This is a genomic window from Pseudomonas mediterranea CFBP 5447, assembly GCF_000774145.1.
GTDB lineage: Bacteria > Pseudomonadota > Gammaproteobacteria > Pseudomonadales > Pseudomonadaceae > Aquipseudomonas > Aquipseudomonas mediterranea.
Window position 1 is genome coordinate 652,080 of the sequence record NZ_KN322985.1, and the last position, 14,287, is coordinate 666,366.

14 protein-coding genes are annotated in these 14,287 nt (G+C 61.0%); 6 read left to right on the forward strand and 8 right to left on the reverse strand.

Annotated features, from left to right (window positions below):
- Positions 1 to 51: 51 nt before the first annotated feature.
- The 4 genes from N005_RS15235 to N005_RS15250 all read right to left on the reverse strand — a co-directional run bounded on the left by N005_RS15235 (position 52) and on the right by N005_RS15250 (position 5,660).
- Positions 52 to 1,812, reverse strand: coding sequence for an isocyanide synthase family protein (locus N005_RS15235; RefSeq protein WP_047701941.1), 1,761 nt, complete (start codon positions 1,810 to 1,812; stop codon positions 52 to 54).
- A 27-nt stretch (positions 1,813 to 1,839) separates the two neighbouring features.
- Complete coding sequence (locus N005_RS15240; protein WP_047701942.1) at positions 1,840 to 2,553, reverse strand: HAD family hydrolase; 714 nt, start codon at positions 2,551 to 2,553, stop codon at positions 1,840 to 1,842.
- The gene (locus N005_RS15245; RefSeq protein ID WP_047701943.1) at positions 2,550 to 3,545 is read right to left on the reverse strand and encodes an isocyanide synthase family protein; all 996 of its coding nucleotides are present in this window, start codon (positions 3,543 to 3,545) and stop codon (positions 2,550 to 2,552) included. The genes N005_RS15240 and N005_RS15245 overlap by 4 nt, the downstream gene beginning before the upstream one ends.
- A gap of 273 nt (positions 3,546 to 3,818) precedes the next feature.
- Positions 3,819 to 5,660, reverse strand: a complete 1,842-nt coding sequence (locus N005_RS15250) for a potassium transporter Kup (protein WP_392397498.1) — start codon at positions 5,658 to 5,660, stop codon at positions 3,819 to 3,821.
- 336 nt (positions 5,661 to 5,996) lie between these two features.
- Here N005_RS15250 and rimO point away from each other — a divergent pair, with 336 nt between their 5' ends.
- From rimO to tsaA, 5 genes are all read left to right on the forward strand, one after another.
- Positions 5,997 to 7,337: a 30S ribosomal protein S12 methylthiotransferase RimO gene (gene rimO / locus N005_RS15255; protein WP_047701945.1), complete on the forward strand. Its 1,341-nt coding sequence runs from the start codon at positions 5,997 to 5,999 to the stop codon at positions 7,335 to 7,337.
- Positions 7,338 to 7,547: 210 nt separating this feature from the next.
- Positions 7,548 to 8,021, forward strand: a complete 474-nt coding sequence (locus N005_RS15260) for a GNAT family N-acetyltransferase (protein ID WP_047701946.1) — start codon at positions 7,548 to 7,550, stop codon at positions 8,019 to 8,021.
- Positions 8,022 to 8,096: 75 nt separating this feature from the next.
- Positions 8,097 to 8,807 carry an rRNA pseudouridine synthase gene (locus tag N005_RS15265; RefSeq protein ID WP_047701947.1) on the forward strand — a complete coding sequence of 237 codons (711 nt, stop codon included), beginning with the start codon at positions 8,097 to 8,099 and terminating at the stop codon, positions 8,805 to 8,807.
- 58 nt (positions 8,808 to 8,865) lie between these two features.
- The gene (locus N005_RS15270; protein ID WP_047701948.1) at positions 8,866 to 9,327 is read left to right on the forward strand and encodes a YehS family protein; all 462 of its coding nucleotides are present in this window, start codon (positions 8,866 to 8,868) and stop codon (positions 9,325 to 9,327) included.
- Between the two features lie 71 nt (positions 9,328 to 9,398).
- Positions 9,399 to 10,097 (forward strand): tRNA (N6-threonylcarbamoyladenosine(37)-N6)-methyltransferase TrmO, encoded by a 699-nt coding sequence (gene tsaA, locus N005_RS15275; RefSeq protein ID WP_047701949.1) that lies wholly within the window; start codon positions 9,399 to 9,401, stop codon positions 10,095 to 10,097.
- A 176-nt stretch (positions 10,098 to 10,273) separates the two neighbouring features.
- On the opposite strand, the gene fpr is transcribed toward tsaA, so the two are convergent.
- On the reverse strand, positions 10,274 to 11,053 hold the full coding sequence (gene fpr / locus N005_RS15280) for a ferredoxin-NADP reductase (protein ID WP_003184787.1): 780 nt from the start codon (positions 11,051 to 11,053) through the stop codon (positions 10,274 to 10,276).
- A 121-nt stretch (positions 11,054 to 11,174) separates the two neighbouring features.
- Between fpr and N005_RS15285 the strand changes: the two genes are divergently transcribed.
- Positions 11,175 to 12,101: a LysR family transcriptional regulator gene (locus tag N005_RS15285; protein ID WP_047701950.1), complete on the forward strand. Its 927-nt coding sequence runs from the start codon at positions 11,175 to 11,177 to the stop codon at positions 12,099 to 12,101.
- A 50-nt stretch (positions 12,102 to 12,151) separates the two neighbouring features.
- Here N005_RS15285 and N005_RS15290 read toward each other — a convergent pair whose 3' ends face one another.
- The 3 genes from N005_RS15290 to N005_RS15300 form a co-directional block, all read right to left on the reverse strand.
- The gene (locus tag N005_RS15290; protein ID WP_041023590.1) at positions 12,152 to 12,514 is read right to left on the reverse strand and encodes a diacylglycerol kinase; all 363 of its coding nucleotides are present in this window, start codon (positions 12,512 to 12,514) and stop codon (positions 12,152 to 12,154) included.
- A gap of 71 nt (positions 12,515 to 12,585) precedes the next feature.
- Positions 12,586 to 13,239: a response regulator transcription factor ErdR gene (erdR, locus tag N005_RS15295; RefSeq protein ID WP_047701951.1), complete on the reverse strand. Its 654-nt coding sequence runs from the start codon at positions 13,237 to 13,239 to the stop codon at positions 12,586 to 12,588.
- A gap of 173 nt (positions 13,240 to 13,412) precedes the next feature.
- Positions 13,413 to 14,159, reverse strand: coding sequence for a tRNA-uridine aminocarboxypropyltransferase (locus N005_RS15300; protein WP_047701952.1), 747 nt, complete (start codon positions 14,157 to 14,159; stop codon positions 13,413 to 13,415).
- Positions 14,160 to 14,287 lie beyond the last annotated feature (128 nt).

Sequence of the window (14,287 nt, forward strand, 5' to 3'; positions counted from 1 at the left end):
ACAGTGCCGCCGTCTTCGCGAGCAGGCTCGCTCCCACAGACGAGGCAGGCCTTAGTAGACCTGCACCCGCCACAGCTCCCGCGAAGCAGACCCTGCCGACATTGGCAACCGACCGTGCAGCGTTCGGTAGTTGTCGATCAGCACCAGATCGCCTTCGCTCCATGGATGGGCAATCAGGCACTCCGGGGCGTAGACCAGGCTGTTGACCTGATCCAGCAACGCCTGTTGGGCCGCCTCGTCATGATCCTGCACAGCCTGGCTGAGGGTCTGCAGCGTCGAATCGGTGCCTTCCTGGTAACGCAGGATGAGTTCGCCGCTACGAGGATGACGATCCACCAGGCTGTACATGCGCGGCGAACCGCCGAAGTAGGTCATCTTGGTGTAGTAGGTGATGTTCACCGCCTGCCATTGCCGAGCGACCTGCATGCCGACCTTGCGCAGCACGTTCCGGCTGTCGACGACGGTGGTCTGGCCTTCGCCCGGTAGCGGCGCCGTCTTGCAATACAACATGAACTTGCTGGCGCAGAATTTCGGGTTGCGCTGCACCTGGGCATCGCTGTCGGGCAGCATGTTCAAGTCCCAGTGCAAAGGCGTTTTCTCCAACGAGTGCACCACGCCTTGGGGTTTGTCCGCCGGCTTGACCACGTGTACCGCGCCGAAGGCCCATTCGTACAACGTTCCGAAACGTTCGCAACTGCGGGCGAAACTGTCCTGGTCCTCAAAATGACAGCCCTTGAGGCAAACGAAGCCGAAGGTCTCCACCAATGATTCCAACAACCTCGTGGACAGTCGCTCGAAACCCAACCCCAACGGATCCCGCACCACCAGGCCAAAGAGCGGGAGCTTTTGCAGTTCGTACTCGAAGCCTTGTGCCTGGGGACCTTCTGTCTGATGGTAAAGCCACGGCCGCCCCTGCCAGGTGACCAGCAGATGTTGTTCCAGGTCGACCTGGGCTCGCGCGCGCAGGCTCTGGCTCCCATCGAGGTTGCACACAGGCACGGCATGCCAGGGACTGTCGACGCGGCTCAACCCTTCGGCCAGCCCGACGGTAAACTTGGGCCCGGCATTGCTGTACTGGTGGACCGACAGTCGAATGTCATCGGGGAAGAAGCGATCCACTGCCGCATTCAAGGCCTGCCCGCGCAGCATCATCTGGTAGGCCTTGTAGCTGATCTGCTGCAGATACTCGTCGTCGCTCTGCCCTTCCTCGCGACACAGGCGCAGGTCGTTGTAGAGATGACTGCAGAGATTGTCATGGGTCCGGCCGAGGGCTTCATCACGCCGGCTCTGCTCGATCAGCTCCCCCAGGTTTTTCCAGGGCAACCGGGCCTGCTTGACCAGGCTGGCGCGCACCGCCTCGGCACTTTGCGCCTGCGGGAACAGGTCTTCCATGCTGACCCACTCGATCGTGTGGGTCGTACACAGTTCACGCAGCGCCTGGTTATAGGCCGCACGAACCTCATCGCTCACCCCGACAATGTCATTGAACGTCGTTCCATCGCTGAGGATCGATACCACGCACCCAGGCTCATGCAACGCGGCAATCGCCTGGCCCATCTGGTCGAGGCGCTCGATGGCCATGAACTCGCCATAGTCCGGCAGCACGCCGAAGGTCTGGTCGATGGCATTGGGGGATTTGCAGGGAAAACCCGGCAGGATCAGGCGCACGGGACGGCGCTGATCGAAGCATTGCCCCAGCTGGTGTGCCAAGTGGTCCCGGCCCTGTGTTTCGAAACGATCGTCCGTACCCTTGAACAGGTAACCGGCCAGCAAATCGCTGACGGCCGTGATCCAGGCTTCTCTATGTTCCATGGAACAGCTTCCTTGAGAGTGGGTGTATCAACAGGATTTGACGGTATCGCCGCGCTCGGTGAATGCCTGCGCGGCGCCACCGTGTTGCTTGAGGATGTGTAACAGCCCGGCCGGCTGTTCACAGTAGAAATCCGGGGTCTGCCCAGTGCACGTAGCGCCATAGCCCCAGGCAACCAGTGCCGAGGGCATACCCGCGGCACGGGCGGTCTGCAGGTCGATCGCCGTATCGCCGACGAACAGGCAGTGGCGAGGATCGACCGACAGGCGTCGGGCCGCTTCCCACGCCACGTCCGGCTGGGGTTTGAGGGACCGGCCTGCGCGGTGCCCCAGGACCGCCTTGAAGGCCGTGCACGCAAGCAGTGCATCAGCGACCTGGCAGGCCATGGCCTCGGCTTTGTTGGTGACGATCGCCAGGGGCAACCGCAGTTCCCGGCAGCCTTCGAGCATTGCCAATACACCGCTGAAGGGCTTGGAAAACTGCACCAGATGATCCTGGTACACCCTGACATAGCGCTGGTGCAACATGGCCGCATCGGCGATGCCAAACCGGGTCGCCACCGCCTCGATCATCGCCGTGGTGCCGCCACCGATAAAGTCCCGCACCGTTTCCGCAGTCAACGCCGGACAACCGTGTTCCAGCAATACCTGATTCAGGCTCCAGGTGATGTCCGGCAAGGTGTCCACCAAGGTACCGTCCAGGTCGAAGAGCACGGCCTCGATCCGCAACCGAGGCGTGCTCATTGGGCACTGGCGTAATGACAAGGACGCCCCTTGCGAAAGACCAGTCGATGGAAGCGTTCGTCGACATTGCTGCGTTTTTCGAGGGTGACCACACCCCGTCGCTTGATTGCCACCGAATGCCAGGGCGTACGCCACAGGTCACTGGTCGGCACCAGGCGGATACCGATCTTCGTCGACACCGCCAACTGCGGGTGGATCGACAGGCGCAGGCAATCCGGATAGCGCGCCTGCAGCAATGCGCTCCAGGCTTCACTGCGCTGGATCACCCGCTGCGAGGCCGGCTTGGCGATCTTCTTCACCGCGTTGAGGCTCATGCCGGCGAATGCCTCAAGCCCTGAATAATCCTCGGACAGGAAGCGATGGATGCCGCAGTACATCAACATCATGTGCGGGTCATCCTTGAAGCGCTGCTGCAACAGGATCAATGACTGACCGTGCTCGATCATCATTTCTTCGCGCATGGCATCCAGGCAGTCGAGCTGAGGGTAGGCATTTCTGAGGTCGAAATGGGCGAACATACCGCCGTAGTGTTGCTCGGCATAATCCTGGATCGCGTCGGTGTAGGCCTTGACGTCCGCATCGGGGACACGCACCAGATCGGCAAACACATAACCATCGGAGCAGATGTGGATCAACGCACCGGGTGCGTAGATCGCCTGGATCTCAGCACACAGGCGATGGAGCTCGTCGATGGCATGGTATTCAGCCAGGTCAGGCAAGTGACTCAGGGTCTTCTTGCGGCTGGGGGATTTTCCGGGAAAGGCCGGCAGGACCATTTCAACTTTGCGACCGTTCTCGACCGCCCGCATGACTTTTGCCAGATGGGGTTCCAGCACCTGCTGCGAAAGCTCGTCGCTTTCCCCGGGGGCAAGGCTGCGACGGCGAAACAGGCATTCGAGAATCTGTTGGGCAATGTTCCGCGGCGAGACGGACTGATGCTCGTGCGCGCGCTGACCGCCCACCTGTTGAGCAACGGTAGTTGAACCCTGCATAGACAATCCCTTGTTTGATGGTGACGGTAGCCAGAATCCTTGGCCACCGGCAGATACTCCTTGATCTGCTAGCCGGTAAAAAATCCTACAGAAAGCAAACACCTGTCAAATTTTCCGAAGCACCACAGCACAATGCTGTCACGGAATACCGGGACAAACACCGCAAAAAGCCCCCGCTGCCGCAAGGCAACGGGGGCTTTCGGTTGACGCTTCCCACGTTCGGCCGGGAACGTTCTACGCGCCTAGGCACTGAACGCAGATCATCGGTGGACGCTACATCTCGACCTGCGTCCCCAACTCGATCACCCGGTTCACCGGCAGATTGAAGAAGCGCAGGTTGCCGTTGGCATTCTTCAGCAGAAAGGCGAACAACAACTCGCGCCAGCGGGCCATGCCTTCGAGCTTGGAAGCGATGACCGTCTCGCGGCTGAGGAAGTACGTCGTGCGCATCGGGCTGAAATCCAGGTCATCCAAATGACAGAGCTTGAGTGCCTGGGGCACATCCGGCTCGTCGGTAAAGCCGAAATGCAGGATGACCCGGAAGAAACCTTCGCCATAGGAGTCGACCTCGAAGCGCCGCTGCAGCGGAACCCGCGGGATGTCTTCGTACACCACCGTCAACAGGACGACTTGCTCGTGCAGCACCTGATTGTGCAACAGATTATGCAACAGCGCGTGAGGCACGGCATCGGAGCGCGCGGTCAGGAACACGGCGGTGCCCTGCACGCGATGCGGTGGCTGCACACGGATGCTGCTGATGAAGATCGGCAGCGGCAACGCGCCCTCGTCCAGACGCTCCACCAACAGCTGCTTGCCGCGCTTCCAGGTGGTCATCAACACGAACAAGGCGATACCGGCGATGACCGGGAATGCGCCGCCCTGGATGATCTTCGGCACGTTGGCGGCGAAGTACAGGCCGTCCACCAGGAGGAAACCGAGCAGCACCGGCACCGCCAGCAGCGGCGGCCATTTCCACAACAGCAGCATCACGGCCGACACCAGGATGGTGGTCATCAGCATCGTGCCGGTCACCGCCACGCCGTAGGCCGAAGCCAGCGCACCGGAGGATTCGAAGCCCAGTACCAGCAGCACCACACCCACCATCAGCGACCAGTTCACCGCGCCGATGTAGATCTGGCCCTGTTCGGCGCTGGAAGTGTGCTGGATGTACATGCGCGGGATATAGCCCAGCTGGATTGCCTGGCGCGTCAGGGAAAACGCACCGGAAATCACCGCTTGCGAAGCGATCACCGTGGCCAGGGTCGACAGACCCACCAGCGGGATCAACGCCCAGCTTGGCGCCAGCAGGTAAAACGGGTTGCGCGCCGCTTCCGGGTCGCCCAGCAGCAACGCCCCCTGGCCGAAATAATTGAGCACCAGCGCCGGCAGCACCAGGATGAACCAGGCACGGGCGATGGGTTTGCGGCCGAAGTGGCCCATGTCGGCGTACAGCGCTTCGGCGCCGGTCAGTGCCAACACCACGGCACCGAGGATCGCCACGCCCATGCCCGGATGGACCACGAAGAAACGCACCGCCCAGGCAGGGTTCACGGCCAGCATCACCTCTGGTTGCTGGCTGATGCCATAGACACCAAGGGCGCCGAGTACCAGGAACCAGGTGACCATGATCGGGCCGAACAGGATGCCGATTCGCGCCGTGCCGTGGCGTTGGATAATGAAGAGCGCCACCAGCACCACCAGCGACAGCGGCACCACCCAATGATCGATACCCTCGAACGCCAGGCCGAGGCCTTCGATCGCCGAGAGCACGGAAATCGCCGGGGTGATCATGCTGTCGCCGTAGAACAGCGCAGCGCCGATCAGCCCGCAGATCACCAGGAATGTGCGCAATCGCGCCCGTCCCGCCGCTGCTCGTCGCGCCAGGGCGGTGAGTGCCATGATCCCGCCCTCGCCCTGGTTGTCGGCGCGCAGGACGAACATCATGTACTTGATCGACACGACCCAGATCAGCGACCAGAAGATCAGCGACAGGATCCCCAGCACGCCATCGTGGTTGACCGGTACGCCATAGCCGCCGGAAAACACTTCTTTAAGGGTATACAACGGGCTCGTGCCGATGTCGCCATAAACCACCCCGACCGCCGCGACCAGCATGCTCAGCGACTTCGTGGCCGAATGCTCGGCACCTGCCGCCTGACTACTTGCATGACCCATCCAGCACTCCTGATTCCCAGATCTGTCTTCTTGTTCAACGAGGCCTTATGCCCCGTTACGCAGCATGCGCTGTTTTACATGCCGTTACAGGTCTTTAGTTGACTGCAATGGCCGTTAACGCACAAAGGCGCGAAGCATAGCGCAGCACTCGTCGCTTTTCCCCGTATAAAGCTGGTCAAGTGCCTCGCCCATCGCTAGAATTGCGCACTTTTTGATCAGAGGCGCGTCAGGCGCCCTGTCTCGGCAAGAGACGATCCCCCTACACCGAGGTTAGACATGTCCACCACTACTACGCCAGCCAATCCCAAGGTCGGCTTCGTATCCCTGGGTTGCCCGAAGGCTCTGGTCGACTCCGAACGCATCCTGACCCAGTTGCGCATGGAAGGTTATGACGTCGTGTCCACGTACCAGGACGCCGACGTGGTAGTGGTCAATACCTGTGGCTTCATCGACTCGGCCAAGGCCGAATCCCTGGAAGTGATCGGTGAGGCCATCAAGGAAAACGGCAAGGTCATCGTTACCGGTTGCATGGGCGTGGAAGAAGGCAACATCCGCGACGTGCACCCGAGCGTGCTGGCCGTGACCGGTCCGCAGCAGTACGAGCAGGTGGTCAACGCGGTGCACGACGTGGTGCCACCGAAACAGGACCACAACCCGCTGATCGACCTGGTGCCGCCGCAAGGCATCAAGCTGACCCCGCGCCACTACGCCTACCTGAAGATTTCCGAAGGCTGCAACCACAGCTGCAGCTTCTGCATCATCCCGTCGATGCGCGGCAAGCTGGTGAGCCGCCCGGTGGGCGATGTGCTCGACGAAGCCCAGCGCCTGGTCAAGGCCGGCGTCAAGGAACTGCTGGTGATCTCCCAGGACACCAGCGCCTACGGCGTCGACGTGAAATACCGCACCGGCTTCTGGAACGGCGCGCCGGTGAAGACCCGCATGACCGAACTGTGCGAAGCCCTCAGCACCCTCGGCGTCTGGGTCCGCTTGCATTACGTCTACCCGTATCCACACGTCGACGAACTGATCCCGCTGATGGCCGCCGGCAAGATCCTGCCGTACCTGGACATCCCGTTCCAGCACGCCAGCCCGAAAGTCCTCAAGGCCATGAAACGCCCGGCGTTCGAAGACAAGACCCTGGCGCGGATCAAGAACTGGCGGGAAATCTGCCCGGACCTGATCATCCGCTCGACCTTCATCGTCGGTTTCCCCGGCGAAACCGAAGAAGACTTCCAGTACCTGCTGGACTGGCTGACCGAAGCCCAGCTCGACCGCGTCGGCTGCTTCCAGTATTCGCCGGTCGACGGCGCACCGGCCAACGACCTGGACCTGGACGTGGTACCGGATGACGTCAAGCAGGACCGTTGGGAGCGCTTCATGGCGCACCAGCAGGCCATCAGCTCGGCGCGCCTGCAGATGCGCATCGGCCGTGAAATCGAAGTGCTGGTGGATGAAGTGGACGAGCAAGGCGCCGTCGGCCGCTGCTTCTTCGACGCCCCGGAAATCGACGGCAACGTCTTCATCGACAACGGCAGCAACCTCAAGCCCGGCGACAAGGTCTGGTGCAAAGTGACCGATGCCGATGAGTATGATTTGTGGGCTGAACAGATCAACTGATCTGACCGGTTTCACAGACCACCGCCGTACCTGTGGGAGCCTGTGAGAAACCTGTGGGAGCCGAGCGAGCAAGCTCGCAAGCTCGGCTCCCACAGGTTCCTCATGTTCAGGTAAAAATTGACAAGCCCCGCCCTTGCGACAAGATGCGGGGCTTTTTTACGGCTATCGTATGGATAAACCCAGGACCTCCAGTACAAGGAACAGGCGGGCATGCGCCAGCATTCGGTCATCCATACACCGAAACCCAGCGATTATCAGGAATTGACCCAGGTCTGGGAGGCGTCGGTTCGAGCTACCCATGATTTTTTGCCGGACAGCTATATCGAACTGTTGAAGAACCTGGTGCTCACCCGCTACCTGGATGCGGTGATGCTGATCTGCACCCGGGACAACCGCCAGCGCATCACCGGTTTCGCCGGCGTCGCGGCCGGCAAGGTCGAGATGCTGTTCATCGACCCGCACCACCGCGGCCAGGGCCTGGGCAAGCAATTGCTGCGCTATGCCATGGACCAGTTGAATGCCTATCAGCTGGATGTCAACGAACAGAACCCGCAAGCCCTGGGCTTCTATCTCAAGCAAGGCTTCGAAGTCGTCGGCCGTTCGGCACGGGACGGCATGAACCAGCCCTACCCGTTGCTGCACATGCGCTACCGGCAGCCCGACCTGAAGGCCCAGCGCGGGTAGCCGAGACAAATGGACACGCGATTAACCGGCGCCAGGCAGGTACAATGTCCCCCCTCTTTTTGTTACGGCCCTGTCATGACCGACCCGATCCGCCTCTCCAAACGCCTTATCGAACTTGTCGGCTGCTCCCGTCGGGAGGCTGAGCTGTTCATCGAAGGTGGCTGGGTCACCGTGGACGGTGAAGTCGTCGACGAGCCGCAATTCAAGGTCGGCGACCAGCGCGTCGAGCTTGATCCCGAGGCCAAGGCTACCGCGCCGGAGCCGGTGACGATCCTGCTGAACGTCCCGGCCGGCATGGATACAGAGGCCGCGATGGCCACCCTCAAGCCGGAAACACTGAGCGAAGAACACCGCTTCGGCAAGCGTCCGCTCAAGGGGCATTTCCTGCGCCTGACCGCCAGCGCCGACCTGCAGGCCAACGCCAGCGGGCTGCTGGTGTTCACCCAGGACTGGAAGATCCTGCGCAAGCTCACCGCCGACGCCGCCAGGATCGAGCAGGAATATGTGGTGGAAGTCGAAGGCGAGATGGTCGCCCATGGCCTGAATCGCCTGAACCATGGCCTGACCTACAAGGGCAAGGAATTGCCGGCGGTCAAGGCCAGCTGGCAGAACGAGAACCGCCTGCGCTTCGCCATGAAAAACCCGCAACCGGGCATCCTGGCCCTGCTCTGTCAGGCCGTTGGCCTCAAGGTGGTCGCCATTCGCCGTATCCGCATCGGCGGCGTGTCCATCGGCAAGGTACCGCTGGGCCAGTGGCGCTACCTGTCCGCCAAAGAGAAATTCTAATTTTTTCGGCGCCGCAGCCGGCTGAGGCGCCCATTGCCGATCGATCAGGATTGCACACATGATTCACAACGACGTACTGCGCAGCGTGCGCTACATGCTCGACATCAGCGACAAGAAAGTCATCGAGATCATCAAGCTGGGCGGCCTGGAAGTGTCCCTCGCGGACCTGGCGGGCTATCTCAAGAAGGATGAAGAAGAAGGTTTTGTGTTCTGCCCTGACGAGGTCATGGCGCACTTTCTCGATGGCCTGGTGATCTTCAAGCGTGGCAAGGACGAAAGTCGCCCGCCACAGCCCATCGAAGTACCGGTTACCAACAACATCATCCTCAAGAAGCTGCGGGTGGCCTTCGAGCTGAAGGAGGACGATCTGCACGCGATCCTCAAGGCCGCCGACTTCCCGGTCTCCAAACCGGAACTGAGCGCCCTGTTTCGCAAGTTCGGTCACACCAACTACCGTCCGTGTGGCGACCAGTTGCTGCGCAACTTTCTCAAGGGGCTGACGCTGCGCGTCAGAGCTTGAACAACAGCTATAAGCCTCAAGCGACAAGTTCGAGCTTGCGGCTTTCAGCTTGCAGCTCGAGGCTCTAAAAAATGACCTACAACGTGTCCCCCATCGGTTTCGTCCGCTCCTGCTTCAAGGAGAAGTTCGCCATCCCCCGCCAACCGCAGCTGGCTCCGGCCGCACGTGGCGTGCTGGAACTGGTGGCGCCGTTCGACCAGGGTGATGCGGTGCAGGGCCTGGAGCACGTCAGTCACGTCTGGCTGCTGTTCCTGTTTCACCAGGCCCTGGAAGAGAAGCCGCGCTTGAAAGTGCGCCCGCCGCGCCTGGGCGGCAACAAGTCCATGGGGGTGTTTGCCACCCGCGCCACCCATCGCCCCAACGGCATCGGCCAGTCCGTGGTCAAGCTGGAACGGGTCGAAGCCGACCGGCTGTGGATCTCGGGCATCGATCTGCTGGACGGCACACCGGTGCTGGACATCAAGCCCTACGTGCCCTACGCCGACATCATCGGCTCGGCCACCAACGACATCGCCAGCGCGGCGCCTGGGTTGATTCCGGTGCAGTGGACGGACTCTGCACTGCTTCAGGCAAGAAATCATGCCATGCGCCTGGAGGAACCCCTGGTGGAGCTGATCGAGCAATGCCTGGCCCAGGACCCACGCCCGGCGTACCAGACTCCTGCTGCCGAACGGGAGTATGGTGCGCAGTTCTGGGATCTGGATGTCCGTTGGCATTACCCGCAACCGGGGTCGATCCGGGTGCTGGAGGTCGTTCCCGTCCGGGCATGACCGCCGGAAACGAAAAAGCCCGCGTTGCCTTTATCAGGCAACGGGGGCTTTTTCATGAAGCTGGGATCGTGCCCACGCTCTGCGTGGGCATGCCGCAACGGACGCTCTGCGTTCGGCTCTTTGGGACGCGAAGCGTCCCTGGCTGCGTTCCCACGCAGAGCGTGGGAACGATCCGCTTACTTCTCTACGAACGCCCGCTCGATCAGGTAGTCACCCGGCTCGCGCATACGCGGCGAAACGGTCAGGCCGAAGCTGTTGAGCACTTCGCTGGTTTCATCCAGCATGCTCGGGCTGCCGCACAGCATGGCGCGGTCGTCCTGCGGGTTGATCGGTGGCAGGCCGATGTCGCGGAACAGCTTGCCACTGCGCATCAGGTCGGTCAGGCGGCCTTCGTTCTCGAAGGGCTCGCGGGTCACGGTCGGGTAGTAGATCAGCTTGTCGCGCAGCGCTTCGCCGAAGAATTCGTTCTGCGGCAGGTGCTCGGTGATGAATTCGCGGTAGGCGACTTCATTGACGTAACGAACGCCGTGGCACAGGATCACTTTTTCGAAACGCTCGTAGGTTTCCGGATCCTGGATAACGCTCATGAACGGCGCCAGGCCGGTACCGGTGCTGAGCAGGTACAGGTGTTTGCCGGGCTTGAGGTCGTCCAGCACCAGGGTGCCAGTAGGCTTCTTGCTGATGATGATCTCGTCGCCTTCCTTCAGATGCTGCAACTGGGAAGTCAGCGGGCCATCAGGCACCTTGATGCTGAAGAACTCGAGATGCTCTTCCCAGTTCGGGCTGGCGATCGAGTAGGCACGCATGAGCGGGCGGCCATTGGGCTGTTGCAGGCCGATCATCACGAACTGACCGTTCTCGAAGCGCAGGCCCGGATCGCGGGTGCACTTGAAGCTGAACAGAGTGTCGTTCCAGTGATGAACACTGAGGACACGCTCGTGGTTCATGTTGCTCATGTACGGGGGACTCCTGGGAATAATGCCTGCGTCGTTATATGCGCATTTGCATCGCATTCTAATGGCGACGACAATATCTGTTAACTGAATTATCAAGATAAGGGTTATCGGTTATATCGATATGCGATTTACTCTACGTCAACTCCAGGTCTTCGTCGCCGTCGCCCAGCAAGAGAGCGTCTCCCGTGCTGCGGGCCAGCTCAACCTGTCGCAATCGGCCGCCAGCACCTCCATTACCGAACTGGAACGGCAATCCAGCTGCCAGTTGTTCGACCGCGCCGGCAAGCGCCTGAGCCTCAATGCCCTGGGCAAACAGCTGCTGCCCCAGGCCGTGGCGCTGCTGGACCAGGCCAAGGAGATCGAAGACCTGCTCAACGGCAAGTCCGGCTTCGGCTCACTGGCAGTCGGCGCGACCCTGACCATCGGCAACTACCTGGCGACCCTGCTGATCGGCGGCTTCATGCAGCGCCATCCGGAAAGCCAGGTGAAGCTGCACGTGCAGAACACTGCCAATATCGTGCACCAGGTCGCCCACTATGAAATTGATCTGGGTCTAATCGAGGGCGATTGCAACCACCCGGACATCGAGGTACAGAGCTGGGTCGAGGACGAGTTGGTGGTGTTTTGCGCGCCCCAGCACCCGCTGGCCAAGCGCGGTCAGACGACCATGGAGGCGTTGACCCACGAGGCATGGATCCTGCGGGAACAGGGTTCCGGCACCCGCCTGACGTTCGACCAAGCCATGCGCCACCATCGCAGCGCGCTGAACATCCGCCTGGAGCTGGAACACACCGAAGCTATCAAGCGCGCCGTGGAATCCGGCCTGGGGATTGGCTGCATCTCGCGCCTGGCGTTGCGCGATGCATTCCGGCGCGGCAGCCTGGTGCCGGTGGAAACGCCGGACATGGACCTGGCGCGGCAATTCTATTTCATCTGGCACAAGCAGAAATACCAGACCTCGGCGATGCGCGAATTCCTCGAGCTGTGCCGGGCATTCACCGCCGGGGCACAGCGCAGCGACGAAATCGTCCTGCCGACCATCGCCTGACTAGTGGCCTGTACGGTTAATTTGAGTACTCGAATTAACCGTACAGGCCACTAGAGCAGCACCAGGCCCCACACCAGGGCAATCATGGTCAAGGCGACAAGCTGGGCGGCACTGCCCATGTCCTTGGCGTTTTTCGACAACGGGTGCAGCTCCAGGGAAATGCGGTCGATGGCCGCTTCCACTGCCGAGTTCAGCAACTCCACGATCAACGCCAGCAGGCAGACCGCGATCAGCAGCGCCTGCTCGACACGGCTGACGTTCAGGAAGAACGACAGCGGAATGAGGATGACATTGAGCAGCACCAGTTGACGGAATGCCGCTTCGCCGGTGAAGGCGGCACGCAGGCCATCCAGGGAGTAGCCGGAAGCATTCAGGATGCGTTTCAGGCCGGTTTGGCCTTTAAAAGGAGACATAGAATGGGCAACTGATTGAAAGAAGTGGGAAAGCTAATCCAACCCTAGTCAAAAAAGCGTGAATAAATGCGCTATGACTGCGGTGAAATTGACTCAAGTTGTTGCAGCAACAAGGCCGCCTGAGTTCGGGTACGCACATTCAGTTTACGAAAGATCGCCGTCACGTGGGCCTTGATAGTGGCCTCCGAGACGTTCAACTCATAAGCAATCTGCTTGTTCAACAGGCCTTCGCAAACCATGGTCAACACCCGGAACTGCTGCGGCGTGAGACTGGCCAGGCCTTCGCTGGCCGCCTTGGCCTCCTCGGACACGCTCACCGCTTCGAACGCCTGGGGCGGCCAGGCGGCATCGCCGTCCAGGACTTTTCTCACAGCCTGCTGAATCGTCTCCAGGGAACTCGACTTGGGTATGAACCCACTGGCTCCGAACTCTCGAGCCTTGACCATCACCGACGCCTCTTCCTGGGCGGACACCATCACCACCGGAATCTGCGGATACTGCCCCCGCAACAGCACCAGCCCGGAAAAACCGTACGCGCCAGGCATATTCAGGTCCAGCAGGACGAGGTCCCAGTCGGCCTTTTCGGTCAACCGGGTCTCCAGTTCCGCAATACTGGCCACCTCCGTCAGCCGGACAGCCGGGCCAAGACCCAGGGTCACTGCCTGATGCAACGCGCTGCGAAAGAGCGGATGGTCATCGGCGATCAGGATTTCGTATGTGGCCATTTTTCAAATGATCCTGTTTTTATGGGAGACCCGATGCAATCGCGCCTCGCCAAAACAACTCAAGACATCGCGCAGCGTTTCGAACTTCGGCCGCTCCCTGGTCGGCGCCAAGCATGCCCAGCGAAGCCGGGGTGGTCAAGCAGCAAGGCCATCACTGCCTTGAGTATGCGCCACTATTGGGCCAATGCTGTTTGAGACACACGGATGAAGGGTTGCAGCTCGGCGTGAGCCGGCGTCGACACATCCATTTCCTGCTGCCGCTTGGCACCCAGGTAATGCTGGCTGAACACATCGAAATAAGCGTCCAGGGCCGACGCAGCGTCAGTGTCCCCGGCCAATTCAAGGCACAACGCCGCCACTTCGGCGGTGCACAAATGTTCGCTGCGGGTCGAACGGCGCAAACGGTAGCGCGACAGCTTGTCGGGCTGCAGGCTGAGGATCGGCAAGCGGTCGAAATACGGACTCTTGCGGAAGATCTTGCGCGCCTCCGTCCAGGTTGCATCCAGCAGAATGAACAGTGGTCGCCTGGAACGATCCAGGTCCACCGTCTGGGTGACCCGCGACGGCTCGACATATTCCCCGGGAAATACCAGGTAGGGCTGCCATTGCGGGTCGTCGAGCAGCGCCAGCAATTGCGGGTCGACTTCAGTGCGCGACCAGATGAAGGCATGGTTGTCACGCACCACATCGGCGATCAGCCAGCCGGTGTTGCTCGGCTTGAACACTTCCTTGTTGGTCATGATCAGGCAAACCCCGGAGCGGGTGTCGACGCTCGGACGCCAGGCGCACAGGCAGTGGCTTTCGATCACCCGGCAGGCGTTGCATCGGGGCGCGCGCCAGCCACGGGCCTGTAGCGGCTTGATGCCCTCATCGATGCGCTGATCGCGCAGGCGGGCTACGGCGTTAGGGGCATGATTCATCGTGGGCAACGCCGACGAACAAAAGAACTCGACACGAACGACACTCGGCAAGGCAATAAAGGCCGGCAGTCTACCAGAGCGCGCAAACCTGTACCGTCCACCCCGCCTCCCCTATAATTTGCCGCCAC